The organism is Prescottella sp. GW823-FHT02E09 (genome assembly GCF_058797375.1).
In genome coordinates this window covers 58,962-78,761 of sequence record NZ_JBXAJP010000004.1, presented here as the reverse complement: position 1 = coordinate 78,761, position 19,800 = coordinate 58,962, and the positions used below count along the sequence as shown (strand labels likewise).

The following is a 19,800-nucleotide window of genomic DNA, read 5'->3' as shown; positions in this document are numbered from 1 at the left end:
CAGTCTAGGAACTGCGGGGTGCGTCGACCTGCTCGGCGGGTGCCGGGGCGCGAGCTCCGCGGACGGCGCGTCGGACGATCGCCGCGACGAGCGAGACGGCGACCACGGCGCCCGCGGTGAGCGGGCCGGCGGGGGTCTCCGGGAAGAGGCCGTCGAGCAGCAGCCACGCGCCGAACGCGAAGAACAGCACCGCGGCGCCGATCTTGACGACCGTCTCGGGCAGGTGCTTGCCGAGCAGCGCGCCGACGACGATCGCGAGGGCGTCGGCGGCCACCATGCCGACGGTCGAGCCGATCCACACGCCCACCCAGTCGTTGTCCGCGGCGAGCGTGACGGTGGCCAGCATGGTCTTGTCGCCGAGTTCGGCGAGGAAGAACGCCGACGCGACCGCCAGGAACGCCGATCCGGTGACCTTGCGGGCCTTCTGCTCCTCCGCGTCGGAGAGTTCGTCGCCGCGCAGTGTCCACAGGCCGAAGATCAGGAAGGCGATGCCGCCGATGATCGACATCGCGGTGGTGGGGATCGCGGCCCCGAGGAAGTGGCCGACACCGACCGAGACCAGATGCACGACGGTGGTGGCGACGGTGATGCCCGCGATCACCACCCACCAGCGGTAGCGCAGGGCGAACGTCATCGCCATGAGCTGGGACTTGTCGCCCAGTTCGGCGACGAAGATGACACCGAAACTCAGCAGGATTGCGGCCAGCACCGTGTCGAACCTCCTCCGGATCTCTTGTTCTCGGAGGATGTCGGGGAACCTTCCTCCGGCCCCGAACGCGATGGGTGCGTTCACGGCCGAAGGTCTCGCCCACCGGAAAAGATCCGGTCCGCTGGGCCGGGCGGGCACTGCGATGTGCCGGCCAGTATGTCGACCCAGCGATTGGGGGCTACTCCCCTTCGCTGAGGCAACGATAACGCCGGATCAGCGAAAGTGCAAAGGCGACAATAAGTTTGGAATCCCGAACTTTCTTCTTCCGGAACTGATCACGCGGCGAGCAGCATCGCCAGAACTGCGGTGTCGGGATCGCTGATCGGATCGATACCCACACGCGAAATCATCGATGTGACAGTGCCGTCCGCCTCCGCCTCCACCCACGCCGCGCGGTGATCGAGCCCGAGGTGCGGCAGCCCGGGAAGCAGCACACACCCGGAGGCCACCCCGGCGCACTCGGGAAGCGACGGAACGGTCTCCGTGGGCGGATGCAGGACCAGCAACGCCGGCGGTTGGTGATCGGCGAAGCGTCCCGGCGAGACCGCGGATTCGCCGAGCACCGGGCCCTCGGAGACGATCAGACCGACCGTTCCGGGTGCGGGATCCTCGGGGAGTTCCTCCCGCGCCCCGAAGACCGTCGACGTCGGCAGCAGCCCGGGCAGGGACGCGATCCGCACGGCGAGGGCCAGCAGCTGCGCCCACTCGCGGGTCGTGTCGGGCCAGCGCCCGGATATCACGAAGCCGCGCAGGTCGCCGGACGCATGGAACGGTGCGACACCGACATATCCGTGCTCGTCCATCGCGACCCCGATTCTCCCGTGTGGCGGCTGGCGACGGGAGCGACCGGGCGGGCTCCCTCGCTCGGAGCCCGCCCGGCGCGCACGTCGTTCACACCTCGTTGGGTACTACGAGCATGCGCTCCTGTATCGCTGGCACACAAGGGGTCCCGAGTGCCAGGTGGGGTTCAGGAACCCGCGCCCGGAACCTGCACCCGCAGACGCCGGATCGCGCCGCCGCCGATCCGGAGTGCGTCCTCCGGAACCCACGTGTCGGCGGTGCACACGAACAGGTCACGGCCGTCCGCGCCGCCCAGTGCCACGGCGTACGGGTGCGGCACCGCGATGCGCTCGGCGATCTCGCCGGCGGTGGTCACCCGGATCACCTCCTGGTTGAACGGCGATGCCACCCAGACCGATCCCTCCGCGTCCAGTGCGATGCCGTCTGGCAGGACGGCCGGGTCGTCGAACTCGACGAGCGAACGGCGGTGCACGAGGCTGCCGTCGGCCTCGATCGTGAACGCCGTCAGCCGCCCCGGCGTCGCGCGGGTCTCGGCGACGATCAGCGTCGCACCGTCCGGGGTGACCACCATGCCGTTGGCGAACAGCATCTCCGTCGCGACGACGTGCGCGGTCCCGTCCGGTTCGACCATCGCCAGGTCGGCGGGGAACGGCGGCGCCGGGGGTGCGCTGTCGTCGCCGTAGTTGCCGACGTAGGCGCGTCCCGACGCGTCGACCACCATGTCGTTGAGATGCCACGGCGCGATCCCGTGCAGGTCGGCGTGGACAGCGAGCGTGCCGTCGTCCTCGAGGCGGTACACCTTCCGTTCCGGCCCGGATGCCACGAGCAGGCGGCCGTCGGGTAGGAAGCCCAGCCCGCCGGCCTGGCCCGGGACCTCGACGACCTGCTCGACGTCACCGGTCGCCGGATCGAGGCGCAGCACCACGCCGCGGTAGACGTCGGAGAACCACAGGCGGCCCGCGCGCCAGCGCGGGCACTCCGGAAACGCGAAGCCCGTCGCGATGGTCTCGATTGTGATGTCCGTCATAGCGACACCATACCCATCGAGCGCTTGGCCGACGAGGTGGGAGCAACCTCCCAGGTTCACCCCAGGTTCACTCGAGGTTCACCCCGTGGACTGGTGCGGCCCCCGACGAGAAAGGCTGCATCGACGATGGAACTATCCGGTTCCGGGCCGCAGGCGCCCGGATACCTGCAGACGGCGAGTTCGCTGCACGCGTTCAACCGCTACGAGATCAAGTACCTCGCCGAGGAGCGTGACGTCCCCCGGTTGCGTGACGCCCTCGCCGCCCACATGGCCGCCGACCGGTTCAGCCCGGTCGGCGGATACCCGGTCACCAGCCTGTACTACGACACCCGGAATCTGCGGTTCTACTGGGAGAAGATCGAGGGACTCCGGTTCCGCCGCAAGCTCCGCGTCCGGCTGTACGGCCGGCCGGCCGAGGCGACGGACGAGACTCCGGTGTACGTCGAGATCAAGCAGCGGGTCAACCGAGTGACACAGAAACGGCGGATTCGGTTGCCGTACCTTGCTGCTAGGCATCTGTGTGACGCGCGTTCGCCGATCGAGCACGATCCGCGCCAGCGTGCCTTCGTGAACGAGGTGTCGACTCTGATCGGGAACCTCGACCTGCGGCCTACGGTGACCACCGGCTACTTGCGCGAGGCCTTCGTCGGAACCGAGGCCGATCTGGGACTGCGGGTCACGATCGATCACCGGGTGCACGGCCGGGACCGGGACTTCGATTTCGCGGCGACGTCGGAGAACCGCTTCATCATCCCGCCGCACCTGTGCATCGTCGAGATCAAGGCGAACGAGCGGGTTCCGTACTGGGTCACCGATCTCACTGCGCGCCTGGACATGTCGGTGGTGCGCATCTCCAAGTACTGCCAGAGTGTCGAGGCGTTCGGCCTCGCGCCCCGATCCCGCATGCACTCGATACCCGAAACATTCACGACCGCTGACGCATTCGTCGATCAGCTCGCACCGACAGGAACCCGATGAACTTCGATCTACAGGATCTCAGCGGCACCTTCTCGACCTTCGACATCGTCATCTCGCTGTCGCTGTCGTTCGTGCTGTCGGCGATCATCGGCTGGGTCTACCGGCTGACGCACAAGAACGTCTCGTACAGCCAGTCCTACGTGCAGACTCTCGTGATGGTCGGCATGGTGATCAGCCTGATCATGCTGGTGGTCGGGTCCAACATCGCCCGCGCCTTCGCGCTCGTCGGCGCGTTGTCGGTGGTGCGATTCCGCAACGCCATCAAGGAGACCCGCGACGTCGGCTTCATCTTCCTCGTCATGGCGATCGGCATGACGACGGGCACCAGGTTCTACATCCTCGCGATCGCCGCGACCGTCGCAATCTGCCTCGTCCTGGTGCTGATGAACCGCTTCAACTGGTTCAAACTCGACGTCCAGCGTCAGGTGGTCAAGGTTCAGGTGCCGCCGGAGGCCGGGTACACCGCGGTGGTAGAGGACATCCTGGTGCAGTACACCAAGGAGTTCGAGCTGGTCAGCACCGAGTCCGTGCGCGCCGGAGCCCTCACCGAGCTGTACTACACCGCGCAGTTGAAGCCGGGCAGGAAGCCGTCCGAACTGATCGCCGCTCTCAGCGAGATCAATGCCGGTCAGAAGGTCACGGTCCTGACCGGATACGACCAGACCGACATCTGATGGCGCCCACCAGTAGCGGCGGTCCCCCGATCAGGCTGCGGCACCGGATACCGATCTCGCTGAGGCAGCACTGGCCGATCGTCGTCGTGTTCTGTGCGTTCGTCCTCGTCGCGACCACCGTGTTCGGGTCGACCCGGGTGCGGCCGTACATCACGGGCGATGCGACCGTCATCGCGTCGGACATCACCGAGAACATCGCCGGTACCGTCGACTTCTTCGACACGGCACAGGACCACTCGGTGAGCCTCGAGTTCTCCCAAGCGGATTACGACCGGATGATCGCCGCATATCAGGGCGAGGGTGAGAAGGAGTGGATCATCGCCGACATCACCGTCGACGGCACACTGGTCACCGACGTCGGTGTGCGGCTCAAGGGCAACTCGACGCTGAGTGGCCTGCGTGGCGACGGGGGCCGCGGTGGGCCGGGTGGTCAGATGCCCGAGGGCATGGAACTTCCCGAGAGAATGGAACTTCCGGAGCGCTTCGCGCCTCCCGGCGTCTCCGCGCCCGAGGGCGGCGGTGGCCCCGGGGGCATGGTCTCGCTGTCGGCGGACGACCCGACCTCGCTGCCGCTGCTGATCCGCTTCGACAAGTTCGTCGAGGGCCGGGCGTACCAGGGCATGACGGAGCTGTCGGTGCGACCGGGCTCGCCGGTGCTGAACGAGGCGACGGCACTGTCGCTGACCGCCGAATCCGGCCAGGCCACTCAGCGCTACAGCTACACCACCTACTCGGTGAACGGCGGTGCGACACAGACACGTCTGATCCTCGAGCACCCCGACGACGGATACGCCAACTCGCTGTTCGACGACCCCGGTGTGCTCTACAAGGCCGACGCGAACTCGTCGTTCACCTACCAGGGCGACGACCAGACCACGTACAAGGAGCAGTTCGCCCAGGTGAACGGCGAGGGGTCGCAGGACCTCCAGCCGATCATCAGCTTTCTGAAGTGGATGGACGGGGCGAGCGGCGACGAGTTCGACGCCCATCTCGGTGACTGGGTGGACGTCGAATCCTTCGCCCGATACGTCGCGACGCAGAACCTGCTCGTCAACGGTGACGACATGGCGGGTCCGGGGCGAAACTACTACCTCTGGTACGACCTGGGCACCAAGAAGCTCACGGTCGTCTCCTGGGACCTGAACCTCGCGCTGTCGTCGAACTCGACTGCCGGCCCGCACGACTCGGTCGGCATGGGCGGCATGGGCGGGGGAATGGACGGACCGGCGGTCGGAGCCGCTGCGGGTGACGCGCTCCCGCCGGAGCGGCCGACGGGACAGGGACGCCCGGCGGGGCAGCCGGCTCAGGAGCCCCAGGGTGAGACCGGGGAGCGCACTCCGGTCGAAGGCGGAGGCCGGATGGGAGGAAATGCTCTGAAGGAGCGGTTCCTTGCGTCCGATGCCTTCACCGACGTCTACGAGAACGCCTACCGCGACCTGTACAGGCAGTTGCTCGCGAGCGGTCGTGCCGTGGAGTTCGTCGACGAGATCGGTCGGTCCGTGCCGACGAGCGACGGACTGACCGCCGAGGCGCTCGCCGAACAGGTCGAGACGATGCGCGCCCGGCTCCAGGCCCGCACCGATGCCCTGGCCGACAACGAGGTGATCGTCGCGAATCGGTAGCAGCCCGGCCGTGATTCGCATCCGCCTCCGACGGGAGGAGGTCACGGCCGGGCGTGCTGCTCACCGGGACGTGCGCTCGCCCCCGTTCACGGCGAGTACCGTGCCGGTGATCTGACGTGCCGCCGGCGAGGCCAGGAAGTGCACTGCGGCGGCGATGTCGTCGGGCGTTCCGGCCCGCTTGGTGAGTGTCGAGTCGACCAGCGACCGCCGTCGTTCGTCGCTGAGCTTGTCGCGGAAGAACTCGGTGTCGGCGATGTACCCGGGCGCAACGACATTGGCGGTGACGCCCTGCGGCGCGAGCTCGGCAGCGAGGTCCACGTTCCACGATGCGACCGCCGCCTTCGCGGCGCCGTACGCTCCGGCGCCCTTGTCAGCGGCAATCGATCCGATGTTGACGACCGCACCGCCCGGTGCCATTCGGTCCTTCAGCGCGTACGTCATGAGTACGGCCGAGAGCACATTGGAGTCGAGGTTGGCGCGCCAGTTCGCGGCCAACGCGTGCAGATCCGACGGCGCCGGTCGATCGAAGTCGGTGTTGCCGCCCGCGCAGTTGACCAGCACGTCGATTCGGTCGGGCAGTCGCCGTGCGAGATCGGCGACCTGGTCCGGCGAGGTGGCGTCGCAGGTCTCGGCGGTGACCCTGTCGCCGAGGTGTGCGACGACGCGTTCGAGGGGGCCTGGCCGGCGCCCCGTGACGACCACCGAGTCGCCGTCGCGGACGAACGCTGCAGCGATGGCCTCGCCGATTCCGGTTCCGCCTCCGGTCACGATGACGGTTCGTGTCATTGGACTGCTACCTCCGGTGCTCTACGTTCAGACCTATACGACGATCATACGTTTAGAGCTAAACGAGGAGTGGGAATGGCCCGCGAGCTGGATCCCGAGGACTCGGTCGACGCAATCGCCCTGGAGTGGTTACGCGAGCGGCCGCAGACGCCCGTCGAGGGAATCGGTGTGGTCACGCGGTTGTGGCAGTGTGCGGCGCTGCTGGGCGCGGATCGCAGACGTCTCCTCGCCGAACTGGGCGCCGACTCCGCGACATTGGACCTGTTGAGCGTTCTCCGCCGCTCGGGGCGGCCCTACGAACTCACGACCCGCGAGCTTGCCGAACGGAGTCTCGTTACCGCCGGGGCGATCTCGCAGCGGCTCGCCCGAGCGGAGCAGCAGGGACTCGTGACGAGGTCCGAGGTGAAGGGGTCGCGTTCGGTGAACGTGACCCTCACCGAGCGCGGGCACGAGGTGGTGGAGCGGCTCGTCGACCGGGTGCTCGAACGTGAGGCACAGTTGATCTCCGGCCTCGCATCCGACGACCGCGACGACCTCACGGATCTGCTGCGCCGGCTACTCGCGCTGCTGCGCGACGAGATCGATTCGCCGGCAAGCCGACACGTCGGGTCGCCCGACTAGCGAGCGAAGCGGGGCGACGGAGAAACGCAGCGGCGCCGCGCCCGACGAATCGGGTGCGGCCCCGCTGAGATTTCTGGAGTGCTCGCGCGCGCAGATCAGGCGGGGACGATGAGTCCGGCGGTCTGGGTGCGGGCGGCGGCGAAGCGGGTGGCGACGTCGTTCCAGTTGACGATGTTCCAGAAGGCGTTGACGTAGTCGCCCTTGACGTTCTGGTAGTCGAGGTAGAAGGCGTGTTCCCACATGTCGAGCATGAGCAGGGGGGTGAGGCCGATGCTGATGTTGCCCTGCTGGTCGTAGAGCTGGACGATGATCAGGCGCTGGCCGATGGAGTCCCAGGCGAGGATGGACCAGCCGGAGCCCTGGATGGCGTTGGCGTTGGCGGAGAAGTGGCTGCGGAAGGCGTCGAAGCTGCCGAACTGGTCGTCGATGGCTGCGGCGAGTTCGCCTTCGGGCTTGTCGCCGCCGTCGGGGCTGAGGTTGTTCCAGAACACGCTGTGGTTGGTGTGGCCGCCGAGGTGGAAGGCGAGGTTCTTCTCGTGCAGGTTGACCACGGGGGCGAGGGCGTCGGCGTCGCGGAGTTCGGCGAGCTTGTCGAGGGCGGTGTTGGCGCCGGCGACGTAGGCGGCGTGGTGCTTGTCGTGGTGCAGCTCCATGATCTTGCCGGAGATGTGCGGCTCGAGGGCGGCGTAGTCGTAGGGGAGATCGGGCAGCGTGTAGACAGACACGAGAATCCCTTCTTCGCGGGCATGGCGCCCTGACGTGTGTGTTCGTTGAATCGTGCTCGGGGATAACCCAATCTCATTGGTACACCGTGCGCAAGCCGCGCGCTGAGGTGGGAGCACCCGTACAAAAAAGTTCGGGCACCCTGAAATGCGGCCTGGATCGTGCCCGCCGGACATTGCGGGCGGGGTCCGTAATTGGAACAGGCGGTGAACGAAACCTTAGTATCAGGTGATGCCATCCGACACGACCGCTGCAGCTTCGCGGCCGGAGGTGGCACCTCGAGTCGACTTGACCGGCGCCGACCTGCTGCGCACCATCGCCGTGCTCGCCGTCGTCTACTCGCACATCTCCTTCTATCTGATCGACGATCTCGGCTCCGGTTGGTGGATGATCGACATCGTCTACGAAGTGTTCGTGGACGGGTTGAATCTCAACCAGCACCTCTCGTTCGTCGGCGTCGCCATTTTCATGACGCTGACCGGCGCGGTCATCACCCGATCCGCGATCCGGCACAATCCCACGCGATTCCTGCTCGACCGCGTGGGCCGCCTGCTGCCGGCCTTCTGGATCGCGATCGCCGCCGCCGTGCTGCTCGTCAAACTGGGCATCAACGGCATGTTCAGTGGACAGCCGGGGCTCTCGAACGGCGAGGCCGCGCTCAGCTTCGTGCTCGGCGGATTCTTCCTCAAACCCGAGGTCGCGGTGCTAGGTGTCACCTGGACGCTGGTCGTTCAGGTGCTGTTCTACCTGTACTGCGTTGCCGCGCGGCCCATCCTGCGTACCCGGCCGATCGTGGTTCCGCTGCTCGGTGCGGCGGTCTGCGCGCTGGTACTGCTCTACAACCTCTACGTCCCCCAGCCGTACACCGTGCCGATGCTGTCCAAGGTCGCTGCGACGCTGCCGACGGTGTTCCTCGGCCAGCTGATCTATCTGTGGTGGTCGCGCCTCGCCGACTGGCGCTGGGTGATCGTCGGTGTGCTCGCCCAGATCGAGGTGGTCCGCCTGGCCACCGAGATCCGCGTGTACTGGGCCGGCGACCGCTACCTGTGGACCATCGCCGTCGTCACCGCCTGCGTCGTGGTCCTCGGTCGTTACGGCGGACGTCCGACGCGGTGGTCGGTGATCCGCTGGACTGCCACACGCAGCTACGCGATCTACCTCGTCCACACGCTGATCCTGTACCGCGTCTACGAGAACACCGTGGGTCCGCTGGGCCGTACCGGCGCCGTCGTCGTGTTCCTCGTCGTCACCGCGCTGGTGTCGGAGGTGTTGTACCGGTGGGTGGAGATGCCGGCCGCACGCTGGCTGTCCGCACGCACCCGCCGGATGGGCAGCGGCACTGCACCGCCCGAGTCGTCCGAGTCGTCCGGGGCGTCCGCACCGGCCGAGGCACCCGCGCGCCCGGTGGACACACCGGACCACGCGTAGCATCGACGTATGTCTTGGTTCGATGACATCGTCGCCCGTGCCGGCACGAAATCAGTGATGGTCGCGCCGGATCAGGCCCTGCCCGGTCGCGCGACCCCGATGCCGGTGCCCGACGCCCACTTCGTCAACGGACACCCGCTGCAACCGCCGTTCCCCGACGGCACGGAGACCGCCGTGGTCGGGATGGGCTGCTTCTGGGGTGCCGAGAAGGAGTTCTGGCAGCTCGACGGCGTGTACTCCACCGCCGTGGGATACGCCGGTGGCTACACACCGAACCCCACTTACGAAGAGGTGTGTTCGGGACGGACCGGGCACACCGAGGTCGTGCTGGTGGTCTTCGATCCGAAGGCGATCTCGTACGAGACCGTGCTCAAGCAGTTCTGGGAGAACCACGATCCGACACAGGGCATGCGCCAGGGCAACGACCACGGCACCCAGTATCGGTCGGTGATCTACACCGGATCCGACGAGCAGGCCGCGACGGCCCGGGCTACCGCGGAGGCCTACGGCAAGCGTCTCGCAGACGCCGGCTACGGGGCTGTCACCACCGAGATCGCACCGCTCGACACGTTCTACTACGCCGAGGACTACCACCAGCAGTACCTCGCGAAGAACCCCGGCGGCTACTGCCCCGTGCACGCGACGGGCGTCAGCTGCCCCGTGGGCCTGGGCGCCTGAGCCCACTCCGGGCCGGCCCGCTCGGGGCAGCGGGGATCTCGGCTCAGCCGGGGATCTGCAGCGGTCCGACCGGCACGTCGGCACCCCACCGGGCCGCGCACGCGCGGCGGTACGGGCCGTCGAAGACGTGCAACAGGATGAACCGGGTCACCGGGCCCACCTGGTGATGGAGCACGTCGACACGCTCGGGGTCGAGGCTGTCGCCGAGCCAGTGCCCCTCGATCCCCAGCTCCCACTTCGATTTCGGTGCGATGTTCTCGGTCTGGTCCCAGTGATCCCATTCGGCCTGGGTGAGGGTGCGCGTGGCCAGCGGCATCGCCTCGTCCTCCTCGCGGCGCAGGTGCGGGAGCAGCACACCCTCGAGTGCCGCCACCGAATCGGCGAACTCTCTTGCAGCAGTGCCGGACTCGTCGTCGTGAAAGATCGTGGCCGAGGCCTCGAGTCGATCGATCGCGGGGCCGATCCGGGCATGGTCGGCGTCCATCCGCTCCAGTAGCGGCGCGGACTCCGGGTCGGCCCGGCGGATCAGCGGCCACAGCCCCCGGTCCTCGGCGCTGTGGTGGGCGTGGAGGAACTCCATCATCCAGTGCGTGTGGTCGGCCAAAGCGCACCGCTGCCGGGTGTCGATCCGGCCGACCTCGAGGACATCGTCCGTGCGGCAGAGGTCGCGGCGAAGTGCGTCGTGCACGACCCCCATCATCGTGGTATCTGCTGGGGCGGACGAAGTTTCGTCGGATCTCTTGTGCATGACCGTCTCCCGGTGTCGCAGTATCGGTTTCGGCCGCGACCCAATTCCAGGCTAGGACCCGTGCCCGATCGACACAAGAGTGCTGGACGCGCCCCGTTGATCGGCTCGCGAATCTCGACCGTCCCGAAAACGAGACGAGCCCCCATCGGATCGCTCCGATGGGGGCTCGTTGCAGCACGGCCGAGAGTGTCGGCCGACCGGTGGTACCGACTACTAGCTGGATCCGAACAGCCCTGACAGGGACCCGAGACCCGATCCGGTGTTGCCGCCGGGGGTCTCCTCCGCGTGGACGGTGACGACCTTGGTGACCGTGGCCGCGGTGCCGTCGACGGTGACCTCCGCGGTCAGGGTCTGGTCACCCGCGGCGGGCGTCCACGTGCAGGTGGCCGTGCCGTTCGCGTCAACCGTTGCGGTGCAGACGGTCTCGGTTCCGATCTTGACGGTCACATTCGTACCCGCATCGGCACCGGTGACCGTGATGGTCGCGGGGGTACCCGCGGTGGGTGCTGCCGGGTTGACGGTGATCACCGCGGCGCCGACCGGTGCCGGGGTGACGGTGCCGGTTTGGGGTGTGGAGGTGGATGTGGCGTGGGTGGTGTCGCCGAGGTATTTGGCGGTGATGGAGTAGGGCTGGCCGGCGTCGGCGGCGGTGGGGGTCCAGGAGTAGGTGGCGGTGCCGTTGGCTGCAGTGGCGGTTCCCAGGACGGTGCCGTTGTTGGAGAACTCGACGTCACCGGTGGCGCCGGTGGTGACGGTCGCGGTCAGGATCGATGCCGAATCGGCTTGTGGGGCAGGGGAGATCGTGACGTCGGTGGTGGTGGTGTGCTTGGTGACGTCGATGGTGATCGGGGTGGAGGTGGGGCCGGTGCCGACGTTGTTGGTGGCGGCGGCGGTGACGGTGAGGGTGCCGGGTGCGGTGGTGGTGATGTCGCAGTGGAAGGCGCCGGTGGTGTCGGCGGTGGCGGTGCAGGTCTGGTCGCCTGCGGTGACGGTGACCGAGGAGTCGGCTTCGGCGTTGCCGGAGATGGTGACGGTGCCGCCGGTGGTGACGGTGTTCGGGGTGGCGGTCAGGTTCGTGGGGGCTGCGGGTGCGGTCGGTGCCGGGGTGACGGTGCCGGTTTGGGGTGTGGAGGTGGATGTGGCGTGGGTGGTGTCGCCGAGGTATTTGGCGGTGATGGAGTAGGGCTGGCCGGCGTCGGCGGCGGTGGGGGTCCAGGAGTAGGTGGCGGTGCCGTTGGCTGCAGTGGCGGTTCCCAGGACGGTGCCGTTGTTGGAGAACTCGACGTCACCGGTGGCGCCGGTGGTGACGGTCGCGGTCAGGATCGATGCCGAATCAGATTGTGGGGCAGGGGAGATCGTGACGTCGGTGGTGGTGGTGTGCTTGGTGACGTCGAGGGTGATCGGGGTGGAGGTGGGGCCGGTGCCGGCGTTGTTGGTGGCGGCGGCGGTGACGGTGAGGGTGCCGGGTGCGGTGGTGGTGATGTCGCAGTGGAAGGCGCCGGTGGTGTCGGCGGTGGCGGTGCAGGTCTGGTCGCCTGCGGTGACGGTGACCGAGGAGTCGGCTTCGGCGTTGCCGGAGATGGTGACGGTGCCGCCGGTGGTGACGGTGTTCGGGGTGGCGGTCAGGTTCGTGGGGGCTGCGGGTGCGGTCGGTGCCGGGGTGACGGTGCCGGTTTGGGGTGTGGAGGTGGATGTGGCGTGGGTGGTGTCGCCGAGGTATTTGGCGGTGATGGAGTAGGGCTGGCCGGCGTCGGCGGCGGTGGGGGTCCACGTGTAGGTGGCGGTGCCGTTGGCTGCAGTGGCGGTTCCCAGGACGGTGCCGTTGTTGGAGAACTCGACGTCACCGGTGGCGCCGGTGGTGACGGTCGCGGTCAGGATCGATGCCGAATCAGATTGTGGGGCAGGGGAGATCGTGACGTCGGTGGTGGTGGTGTGCTTGGTGACGTCGAGGGTGATCGGGGTGGAGGTGGGGCCGGTGCCGGCGTTGTTGGTGGCGGCGGCGGTGACGGTCAGGGTGCCGGGTGCGGTGGTGGTGATGTCGCAGTGGAAGGCGCCGGTGGTGTCGGCGGTGGCGGTGCAGGTCTGGTCGCCTGCGGTGACGGTGACCGAGGAGTCGGCTTCGGCGTTGCCGGAGATGGTGACGGTGCCGCCGGTGGTGACGGTGTTCGGGGTGGCGGTCAGGTTCGTGGGGGCTGCGGGTGCGGTCGGTGCCGGGGTGACGGTGCCGGTCTTCGGACCGGAGACGGATTCCGCGTGGATTGCATCGGAGAGCAGCTTCGCGGTGATCGAGTACGGCTGGCCGGCGTCGGTGGCGCTCGGGGTCCAGGAGTAGGTGGCGGTGCCGTTCGCCGCAGTGGCGGTTCCCAGGACGGTGCCGTTGTTGGAGAACTCGACAGTGCCCGCGAGGTTCTTCGAGACGGTGGCCGTGAGGGTCGATGCCGAATCGGCCTGCGGGGCAGGGGAGACCGCGAGGTCAGTAGTGGTTGCGATCCTGGTGACCTGGAACTTCGGCCCGACATTGGCGGGCGACGTGCTGAAGCCCTGGTTGGCGCCGACGTGCACGCTCGAGAGTATGTCGACGCCGACTGCACAGTTCGGGCTGACGTCGTACTGGACCTCGTAGCTGATCGACTTGCCGATCCAGCTGCCGGTCATGCGAACGTAGTCGGATGCGACCTCGGTGCCGACGCCCTTCCCGTTGATTCGGGAACTGTCGGGTACGTAGGTCAGGCACGTGTCGTGCAGGTCCTTGATCGCGGTGGTGGTCGGGATGCGCCAATCGTCTGTGCTCAGGGATGCATTGACCTTGATACGGCTGCCGATCTCCGGATTGGTGACGGTGCTGGTGGGGACGTTCTGAATGGTCCGGTTGATGGTCCAGCGGCCGCCGATATCCTGCGACGCATTGACCGAGAACGCAGATGCCGTCGCGGCACCGAGTGACGCGGCGGCGCCTGCCGCCATTGCGGCGGCGCTTGCGCCGGCTACCAACCGACGTACGTTTCTGTTCTTCAACTTCTTCCAGCCCCTCTGCGGATGATGCACCGACCCAACCAGTTGGACACCCGTCCAACCAGTCATGATTCAGGTCACAGTACTGCATCAATCGCTTTGCGGCAGGCAAATCTGCTGGACTTTCGCGATGCGCTGAGGGTTGGGATCAAACGAGCGAGGTGCACACCGGTTGCCGCCAGGTGTGCACCTCCGGCTCTGGGCCGTCGTGCTTCAGTTCAGCTGCGGCATGACCTCGGAGGCGACGAGCTCGAGGTGGTCGAGATCGGCGAGATCGAGGGTCTGCAGGTAGATACGCTGCGTCCCGGCCTCGCGGTAGCGGCCGATCTTGTCGACCAGCTCCGCCGGGGTGCCGGCAAGGCCGTTCTCCCGGAGCTCGGCCACGTCACGTCCGATGCTCGCGGCCCGGCGCGCGATCTCCTCCTCGGTGCGCCCGCAGCACAGCACGAGCGCATTGGAGTACACGAGCTTGTCCGGGTCGCGGTCCACTGCGGCGCATGCCTCGCGGACCCGGCCGAACTGGGCCACGGTGTCCTCGATCGAGACGAACGGCAGATTGAACTCGTCCGCGTAGCGCGCCGCCATCGCAGGTGTGCGGCGCTTGCCCATGCCACCGATCACGATCGGGGGGCGCGGGGTCTGCACGGGCTTGGGCAGCGCGGGGGAGTCGATGACCGGGAAGTGGGCACCCGCGTGGGTGAAGGTCTGCCCCACCGGCGTCTCCCACAGCCCGGTGATGACCGCGAGGGACTCCTCGAGCCGGTCGAAGCGCTCACCGAGTGCGGGGAACGGGATGCCGTACGCGCGGTGCTCCTCCTCGAACCAGCCGGCGCCCAGGCCGAGTTCGATGCGACCGCCGCTCATCGCGTCGACCTGCGCCACCGCGATCGCCAGCGGTCCCGGGTATCGGAACGTGGCCGACGTGACGAGGGTGCCGAGGCGGATCGTCGAGGTGTCGCGGGCGAGGCCGGCGAGAGTGATCCACGCGTCGGTGGGCCCGGGCAGGCCCTCGGTGTTCATTGCGAGGTAGTGGTCGGACCGGAAGAACGCCTCGTACCCGAACTGTTCGGCCGCCCTGGCGACCGCAAGAAGATCGTCGTACGTGGCGCCCTGCTGCGGTTCGGTGAAGATTCTCAGGTCCATGCCTCCACTGTGCCCGACGAGGGAATGTGACCTGCGCCGGAGGATGCGTCGGACGGGAATGGAACCGATCGGCCCCGGGTGGCGTCAGATCAGGTGTCGGGACGGGAGCGTCTCGACGAATGGGGGGGAGGCGGGCCGGAGTTCGGAACGCGGGATGGGGCACACATCCCGCCGGTGGGGGAACTCCGGCCCGTGCGGGCCCCTTTTGCACGTCACCCGTTTCCACGCAAATCCACACAGGCTGTGGATTGCCGGGGCGATCGACGGTGCACAGTTGTCAACGAACCATCCAGAGCGCACCCCTGACCTGTGGATAAAGCCCACTCGGTTTGTTCAGAACTGTGGATGAGGCTGTGGAAACTGTGGATAACTCGAATGTTCAAGTGGTGCAGATCACATTTGAACACCCAATTGGGAAGTCGCGGACCGCGAGCGTCTCGGTCCGATCACGAACGGCGTCGGCCTGTAACGCGAGATGGGCGGCCCGGGAATGGTGCTCGTGCCAGAATCGAGGTTGTGAGCAACCCGCACGTTCCCACCGTCGCCGTGACGGACCTGCCTACGGAGCCCGCCGAGGCGATCGTGCTGTTGGACGTGCGTGAGGACGACGAGTGGGACCTCGGGCACGCCCCGGCCGCGCTGCACATCCCGTTGGTGGACGTGCCCGCCCGGATGGACGAGATCGACATCGACGCCGAGGTGTACGTCGTGTGCCGTCAGGGCGGGCGCTCGATCGTCGCCGTCGAGTACCTCAACAATCTCGGCTTCGACGCCTACAACGTCGCCGGTGGCATGGTCGCGTGGCAGCGGGCGGGACTGCCGCTCACCTCCGCCGACGATCCCGGTTCGGCGAAGATCTATTAGATGAGCGTCGTCCAGGTCTGCGCTCGCTGCGCATCCCGATGGCCGGTGGCCGGCGGCCCGGCCCAGTGGTGCCCCCGCTGCGGCGGCGTCCTGCTCTCCCCGGTCGACACCGCCCGTCCCGCGCCCGCGACGGGCCGCAACTTCCGCTGGGTCGCGCGCAGCCCGTACCCGCCCCTCGGTCGGCGCCGTCCCACCGCACCCGGTCTCGGGCCGACCCCGCGATACACGCAGGTTCCGCGGTGGGGCCTGCTCGATCCACCGCCGCCCGAACCGGACGACCGGGCCCCACGTGCCGAAGTGGCCGCGGATCTCGCACCCACGCTGCTCGCTTGCACCGCGATCGTCTTCGCTCTCGCCGCGGTCTCCGAGGCCTTCCGGTACGGGCTGCTCGTGTTCAACCGGGTGCGACTGGTGGACCCGGTGACGCTCGCCGTGTCGGATGCGGCGGTGTGGGCGACACAGGTGTCCGCGCCGCTGGTCGCGTTGGCGGCGGCCGTCACTACCGCGTGCCGCCTCGTCGTCATGCGCCGCGACGTGCTCGCGGCCCGCGGACTCGCCGATCCCCGGACACCCCGATCCCTCGCACTCGGCGTTCTGATGCCGGTCGTCAACCTCGTGATGCCCGGGGTGTACCTCACCGAGATCGCCGGCAACGACCGTCGGATCCGCACCGTCGTGCGGATCTGGTGGGCGACGTGGGCCGTCAACGGTGTCCTGGTCGCGATCGGACTGCTGTGGCGCAACCAGGATTCGCTGCAGGCGCAGGCCGACAGCGTCGTGCTGGCCGCGATCACGGCCGGTGTCGGCGCCGCCACGGCCGTGCTGACGCTGTACGTGATCCGATGCTTCGACGGCCTTGACCTGTTCGGTCGGCCGCACCGCATCACCCGGTGGGTCAACGCGCCACAACCCGACAAGGCAGAGGAGGCGATGGTCGGATGAGCCCGGATCGACGTGGTCCCCTCGTGGTCGCACACCGCGGTGCCTCGGCCGAACGGCCCGAACACACCCTCGCGGCCTACGACCTGGCCCTCCAGGAAGGCGCCGACGGACTCGAGTGCGATGTCCGGCTCACCCGCGACGGCCATCTCGTCTGTGTGCACGACCGTCGGATCGACCGGACCTCCACCGGTTCCGGGATCGTCAGCGAGATGACGCTGCAGTCGCTCGGCGAGCACGACTACGGCGACGGCGACGAGCCCGCCGGGCTGCTGACACTCGCCGAGCTCATCACCCTGACCCTGGACTGGACGTCGCGTCCGACCAAGCTGTTCATCGAGACCAAACACCCCGTCCGCTACGGCGGTCTCGTCGAGAGCAAGGTCCTCGCCGAACTGGCCCGGTTCGGGCTGGCCGCGCCCGCGTCCGCCGACCACTCCCGCGCCGTCGTGATGTCGTTCGCGGCCAGCGCCGTGTGGCGGGTCCGGAGGGCGGCGCCGCTGCTGCCGACCGTGCTGCTGGGCGACGCGTCCCGCTACCTCGGCGGCGGTGCCGCGACCACCGTCGGAGCCACCGCCGTCGGGCCGTCGATCAGGACGCTGCGGGAGCATCCCGAGATCGTCGACAAGGCCGCCGCGGCCGGCCGCGCCACCTACTGCTGGACCGTCGACGACCCGGCCGACGTCGAGCTGTGCAAGGAACTCGGGGTCAGCTGGGTGGCGACCAACCACCCGGGGCGCACCAAGAAACTGCTGGGCGGCTGAGAGAATCGGCGCGTCCGTGTAGGTTTTGGCCTCGTGGGTAAGAAGAGCAAGAGAAACAGTGGTCCCAAGCCGGGTAGCGGTCGCGCCGAGAAGCTCGAGCAGCGTCGCCTCGCACGCGAGGCCGAGGTCACCGCACCGACCCGGCCCTTCGAGGGCCTCGCCGCCGAATGCGATCTCGTCGCGCTGCGCGAGTTCGTCCCGTCCGCCCTCGTCGAACTCCCCGTCCGCGACGCCGACATCCCGGTGACCGCGGCCACCGTCCTGCCCGGTGCCGTTGCCGCGCTGGTGCGCGACGAATCCGGCACCGCCGGCCGCTACGTGGGCCTGCAGGTGCAGGCACACACCGCCGATCCCGGCGCCGACCTCGGTGCCGCGATCGACTGGGCCAAGACCGCCGAGCCGGGTAGCTCGCTCACCTTCGCCGACCCGCAGGCCGACAGCCCGCGCCTGGCCGACGTCCTCGTCGCCGACGCGCTTCCGAAGATCACCGTCCACCAGAGCTTCGACTGGTGGATCCCGGAGGGTATCGAGCCGGCCGCCGACGTCGCCGCGACCGTGCAGCAGGCAAACATGGCGATCATGCCGTCCGCGCGCGTCGAGGCCGACGGCGTCGTCGCCGCGTGGTGGGTGGACGCCGGCGAGAAGGCGCACCTGCGCTGGGTGCGTCCCGAGGACGAGGACGTGCTGATGCCGGCACTCGCCCGCGTCCACGCCGCCGGTGGGCTGCACCTGGGTGAGGGTTCGCGTTTCGCGGGCTCGTTCCGCACCCACGGCCTGCTGGTGCCGGTCTTCGACCTCGACCCCGAGAAGCACGCCAACGAGTGGGCCGCGGCCACCGCGGAACTGGGCGATCGCCTGGCGCAGGCTCTGGCCGTCGACGCGCCGCTCACGGCCGCCGAACTGCGTGCCCGCGACGGCCTGCGCGGCCGCCAGGTCACGCTGCGCTGAGTCTCCACGAGCGGAAGGGTCCCTTCACACGCCGTGAGCGTGTGAAGGGACCCTTCCGCCGTTCGGTCGGTGCTAGATGCTGCCGCCCGCGGCGGGCGGCGCACCGGATGCGTCGTCGACGCTGCTCATCTCGCGGGCCACGAAATCCTCGAGATCGAACAGGTTGGAGCCGGCCCGCTCGGCGATGGTCAGCAGCGTGGTCATGCGCGCGACCTCCTCGACCTGTTCCTTGAGGAACCACTGCATGAACTGTTCGCCCAGGTAGTCGCCGTCGTCGCGCGCCGTGCGGGCGAGCGTGACGATCTGCTCGGTGACCGCCTTCTCCTGTGCGAGTGCGAGCGCGATCGGCTCGTGCGCATTCTCGAAGTGGCTCTTGGCCGGGTCGACGCCGGTCAGTTCCACCGTGATGTCCCGATCCAGGAAGTACTGGATGATCATCATCGCGTGGTTGCGTTCCTCGTTGCCCTGCTTGTAGAAGTGCCGGGCCAACTGGGGGAGATCCGCGTTGTCGAAATAGACCGCGGTCGCCAGGTACTGGTGCGACGCGTTGAATTCGTTGCGGATCTGATCGTGGAGAAGTGCGTGGAATTTCGTCCGATGCGAATCGTCTGAGGCACTCATGAGTCAAAGATATCGCTGGTCAACCGGAACTGTCATCCAAGTGCGACCTAATTGAGGCAAGTATGGCCTCAATTAGTGCTTGCTAATTTAGGCTGTGCTGTCCTCAAACGTGTGTGCCGCAATTGTCGTCGGAACGACAATTGCGGCACACGTTCGAAATCGGTCAGGCCCCGGCGCCCGCGATCCGCGGGGCGGTGGAGTCCGCCGAGACCGCCGAGCTCATCTCGCGCGCCACGAAGTCCTCGATGTTGAAGAAGTTGTCCCCCGCGCGATCGACGATGGTCAGGAGCGTGGTCATGCTCGCGACCTCCTCGACCTGTTCCTTGAGGAACCACTGCATGAACTGTTCGCCCAGGTAATCACCGGTGTCGCGGGCGGTGCGGGCGAGGCGGGTGACCTGCTCGGTGACCGTCTTCTCCTGCGCGAGCGCGAGCGCGACCGGCTCGCGGACCGACGCGAACTCGGTGACGACGGCGTCGATCCCGGGCACGACGACGGGCAGGTCGTTGTCGATGAGGTACTGGATCATCATCATCGCGTGATCGCGTTCCTCGGCGGACTGCCGGTAGAAGCGGCCCGCGAGCTGCGGCAGATCGTGGGAATCGAAGTAGACGGCGACCGCGACGTACTGCTGCGAGGCGGTGAATTCATTTCGGATCTGGTCCTGCAACAGTCGGTGGAACTCGTTCGTGTGCGCCGCTTCAGTCATGGACC

General features: G+C 67.9%; 20 protein-coding genes. 10 read left to right on the top strand and 10 right to left on the bottom strand.

Annotated features, from left to right (window positions below; genetic code table 11):
* Positions 1-4: 4 nt before the first annotated feature.
* From AC1RIF_RS11015 to AC1RIF_RS11005, 3 genes are all read right to left on the bottom strand, one after another.
* The gene (locus AC1RIF_RS11015; RefSeq protein ID WP_492601412.1) at positions 5-709 is read right to left on the bottom strand and encodes a TMEM165/GDT1 family protein; all 705 of its coding nucleotides are present in this window, start codon (positions 707-709) and stop codon (positions 5-7) included.
* 275 nt (positions 710-984) lie between these two features.
* Positions 985-1,512, bottom strand: coding sequence for a peptidase (locus AC1RIF_RS11010; RefSeq protein WP_492601411.1), 528 nt, complete (start codon positions 1,510-1,512; stop codon positions 985-987).
* 164 nt (positions 1,513-1,676) lie between these two features.
* Positions 1,677-2,537, bottom strand: a complete 861-nt coding sequence (locus AC1RIF_RS11005) for an SMP-30/gluconolactonase/LRE family protein (protein WP_492601410.1) — start codon at positions 2,535-2,537, stop codon at positions 1,677-1,679.
* 126 nt (positions 2,538-2,663) lie between these two features.
* On the opposite strand from AC1RIF_RS11005, the gene AC1RIF_RS11000 reads away from it, so the two are divergent.
* The 3 genes from AC1RIF_RS11000 to AC1RIF_RS10990 are packed head-to-tail and all read left to right on the top strand — an operon-like array spanning position 2,664 to position 5,811.
* Positions 2,664-3,515 carry a polyphosphate polymerase domain-containing protein gene (locus AC1RIF_RS11000; RefSeq protein ID WP_492601409.1) on the top strand — a complete coding sequence of 284 codons (852 nt, stop codon included), beginning with the start codon at positions 2,664-2,666 and terminating at the stop codon, positions 3,513-3,515.
* Positions 3,512-4,189 carry a DUF4956 domain-containing protein gene (locus AC1RIF_RS10995; protein ID WP_492601408.1) on the top strand — a complete coding sequence of 226 codons (678 nt, stop codon included), beginning with the start codon at positions 3,512-3,514 and terminating at the stop codon, positions 4,187-4,189. Before AC1RIF_RS11000 ends, AC1RIF_RS10995 begins: the two co-directional genes overlap by 4 nt.
* Complete coding sequence (locus tag AC1RIF_RS10990; RefSeq protein WP_492601407.1) at positions 4,189-5,811, top strand: CotH kinase family protein; 1,623 nt, start codon at positions 4,189-4,191, stop codon at positions 5,809-5,811. Before AC1RIF_RS10995 ends, AC1RIF_RS10990 begins: the two co-directional genes overlap by 1 nt.
* A 60-nt stretch (positions 5,812-5,871) precedes the next feature.
* Here AC1RIF_RS10990 and AC1RIF_RS10985 read toward each other — a convergent pair whose 3' ends face one another.
* Positions 5,872-6,597 carry an SDR family NAD(P)-dependent oxidoreductase gene (locus AC1RIF_RS10985; protein WP_492601406.1) on the bottom strand — a complete coding sequence of 242 codons (726 nt, stop codon included), beginning with the start codon at positions 6,595-6,597 and terminating at the stop codon, positions 5,872-5,874.
* Between the two features lie 75 nt (positions 6,598-6,672).
* Between AC1RIF_RS10985 and AC1RIF_RS10980 the strand changes: the two genes are divergently transcribed.
* On the top strand, positions 6,673-7,218 hold the full coding sequence (locus AC1RIF_RS10980) for a MarR family winged helix-turn-helix transcriptional regulator (RefSeq protein WP_492601405.1): 546 nt from the start codon (positions 6,673-6,675) through the stop codon (positions 7,216-7,218).
* A 95-nt stretch (positions 7,219-7,313) separates the two neighbouring features.
* Here AC1RIF_RS10980 and AC1RIF_RS10975 read toward each other — a convergent pair whose 3' ends face one another.
* The gene (locus AC1RIF_RS10975; RefSeq protein WP_492601404.1) at positions 7,314-7,943 is read right to left on the bottom strand and encodes a superoxide dismutase; all 630 of its coding nucleotides are present in this window, start codon (positions 7,941-7,943) and stop codon (positions 7,314-7,316) included.
* A 229-nt stretch (positions 7,944-8,172) separates the two neighbouring features.
* Between AC1RIF_RS10975 and AC1RIF_RS10970 the strand changes: the two genes are divergently transcribed.
* Together AC1RIF_RS10970 and msrA are read left to right on the top strand one after the other, a co-directional pair.
* Positions 8,173-9,369: an acyltransferase family protein gene (locus AC1RIF_RS10970; protein WP_492601403.1), complete on the top strand. Its 1,197-nt coding sequence runs from the start codon at positions 8,173-8,175 to the stop codon at positions 9,367-9,369.
* Between the two features lie 9 nt (positions 9,370-9,378).
* Entirely contained in the window at positions 9,379-10,047 is a 669-nt protein-coding gene (msrA, locus tag AC1RIF_RS10965) for a peptide-methionine (S)-S-oxide reductase MsrA (RefSeq protein ID WP_492601402.1), read from the top strand.
* A 43-nt stretch (positions 10,048-10,090) separates the two neighbouring features.
* On the opposite strand, the gene AC1RIF_RS10960 is transcribed toward msrA, so the two are convergent.
* The 3 genes from AC1RIF_RS10960 to AC1RIF_RS10950 form a co-directional block, all read right to left on the bottom strand.
* A complete protein-coding gene (locus AC1RIF_RS10960) occupies positions 10,091-10,744 on the bottom strand; it encodes a hemerythrin domain-containing protein (protein ID WP_492601866.1) in 654 nt (217 codons plus the stop codon).
* Between the two features lie 264 nt (positions 10,745-11,008).
* Positions 11,009-13,786, bottom strand: coding sequence for an Ig-like domain repeat protein (locus tag AC1RIF_RS10955; RefSeq protein WP_492601401.1), 2,778 nt, complete (start codon positions 13,784-13,786; stop codon positions 11,009-11,011).
* Between the two features lie 234 nt (positions 13,787-14,020).
* A complete protein-coding gene (locus tag AC1RIF_RS10950; protein ID WP_492601400.1) occupies positions 14,021-14,950 on the bottom strand; it encodes an LLM class F420-dependent oxidoreductase in 930 nt (309 codons plus the stop codon).
* Positions 14,951-15,466: 516 nt separating this feature from the next.
* On the opposite strand from AC1RIF_RS10950, the gene AC1RIF_RS10945 reads away from it, so the two are divergent.
* The 4 genes from AC1RIF_RS10945 to AC1RIF_RS10930 are packed head-to-tail and all read left to right on the top strand — an operon-like array spanning position 15,467 to position 18,465.
* On the top strand, positions 15,467-15,814 hold the full coding sequence (locus AC1RIF_RS10945; protein WP_492601399.1) for a rhodanese-like domain-containing protein: 348 nt from the start codon (positions 15,467-15,469) through the stop codon (positions 15,812-15,814).
* On the top strand, positions 15,815-16,756 hold the full coding sequence (locus AC1RIF_RS10940) for a DUF4328 domain-containing protein (protein ID WP_492601398.1): 942 nt from the start codon (positions 15,815-15,817) through the stop codon (positions 16,754-16,756).
* On the top strand, positions 16,753-17,517 hold the full coding sequence (locus AC1RIF_RS10935; RefSeq protein WP_492601397.1) for a glycerophosphodiester phosphodiesterase: 765 nt from the start codon (positions 16,753-16,755) through the stop codon (positions 17,515-17,517). The genes AC1RIF_RS10940 and AC1RIF_RS10935 overlap by 4 nt, the downstream gene beginning before the upstream one ends.
* A 33-nt stretch (positions 17,518-17,550) precedes the next feature.
* Positions 17,551-18,465: a DUF5926 family protein gene (locus AC1RIF_RS10930; RefSeq protein ID WP_492601396.1), complete on the top strand. Its 915-nt coding sequence runs from the start codon at positions 17,551-17,553 to the stop codon at positions 18,463-18,465.
* Between the two features lie 72 nt (positions 18,466-18,537).
* Here AC1RIF_RS10930 and AC1RIF_RS10925 read toward each other — a convergent pair whose 3' ends face one another.
* The gene (locus tag AC1RIF_RS10925) at positions 18,538-19,086 is read right to left on the bottom strand and encodes a ferritin (protein WP_492601395.1); all 549 of its coding nucleotides are present in this window, start codon (positions 19,084-19,086) and stop codon (positions 18,538-18,540) included.
* A gap of 163 nt (positions 19,087-19,249) precedes the next feature.
* A complete protein-coding gene (locus AC1RIF_RS10920) occupies positions 19,250-19,795 on the bottom strand; it encodes a ferritin (protein ID WP_492601394.1) in 546 nt (181 codons plus the stop codon).
* Positions 19,796-19,800 lie beyond the last annotated feature (5 nt).

Coding starts and splice junctions, on each gene's coding strand:
- AC1RIF_RS11005 (WP_492601410.1), bottom strand. CDS start 2,537: ATGACGGACATCACAATCGAGACCATCGCGACGGGCTTCGCGTTTCCG.
- AC1RIF_RS10920 (WP_492601394.1), bottom strand. CDS start 19,795: ATGACTGAAGCGGCGCACACGAACGAGTTCCACCGACTGTTGCAGGAC.
- AC1RIF_RS10950 (WP_492601400.1), bottom strand. CDS start 14,950: ATGGACCTGAGAATCTTCACCGAACCGCAGCAGGGCGCCACGTACGAC.
- AC1RIF_RS10970 (WP_492601403.1), top strand. CDS start 8,173: ATGCCATCCGACACGACCGCTGCAGCTTCGCGGCCGGAGGTGGCACCT.
- AC1RIF_RS10995 (WP_492601408.1), top strand. CDS start 3,512: ATGAACTTCGATCTACAGGATCTCAGCGGCACCTTCTCGACCTTCGAC.
- AC1RIF_RS11000 (WP_492601409.1), top strand. CDS start 2,664: ATGGAACTATCCGGTTCCGGGCCGCAGGCGCCCGGATACCTGCAGACG.
- AC1RIF_RS10940 (WP_492601398.1), top strand. CDS start 15,815: ATGAGCGTCGTCCAGGTCTGCGCTCGCTGCGCATCCCGATGGCCGGTG.
- AC1RIF_RS10925 (WP_492601395.1), bottom strand. CDS start 19,086: ATGAGTGCCTCAGACGATTCGCATCGGACGAAATTCCACGCACTTCTC.
- AC1RIF_RS10935 (WP_492601397.1), top strand. CDS start 16,753: ATGAGCCCGGATCGACGTGGTCCCCTCGTGGTCGCACACCGCGGTGCC.
- AC1RIF_RS11010 (WP_492601411.1), bottom strand. CDS start 1,512: ATGGACGAGCACGGATATGTCGGTGTCGCACCGTTCCATGCGTCCGGC.
- msrA (WP_492601402.1), top strand. CDS start 9,379: ATGTCTTGGTTCGATGACATCGTCGCCCGTGCCGGCACGAAATCAGTG.
- AC1RIF_RS10990 (WP_492601407.1), top strand. CDS start 4,189: ATGGCGCCCACCAGTAGCGGCGGTCCCCCGATCAGGCTGCGGCACCGG.
- AC1RIF_RS10960 (WP_492601866.1), bottom strand. CDS start 10,744: ATGGGGGTCGTGCACGACGCACTTCGCCGCGACCTCTGCCGCACGGAC.
- AC1RIF_RS10985 (WP_492601406.1), bottom strand. CDS start 6,597: ATGACACGAACCGTCATCGTGACCGGAGGCGGAACCGGAATCGGCGAG.
- AC1RIF_RS10980 (WP_492601405.1), top strand. CDS start 6,673: ATGGCCCGCGAGCTGGATCCCGAGGACTCGGTCGACGCAATCGCCCTG.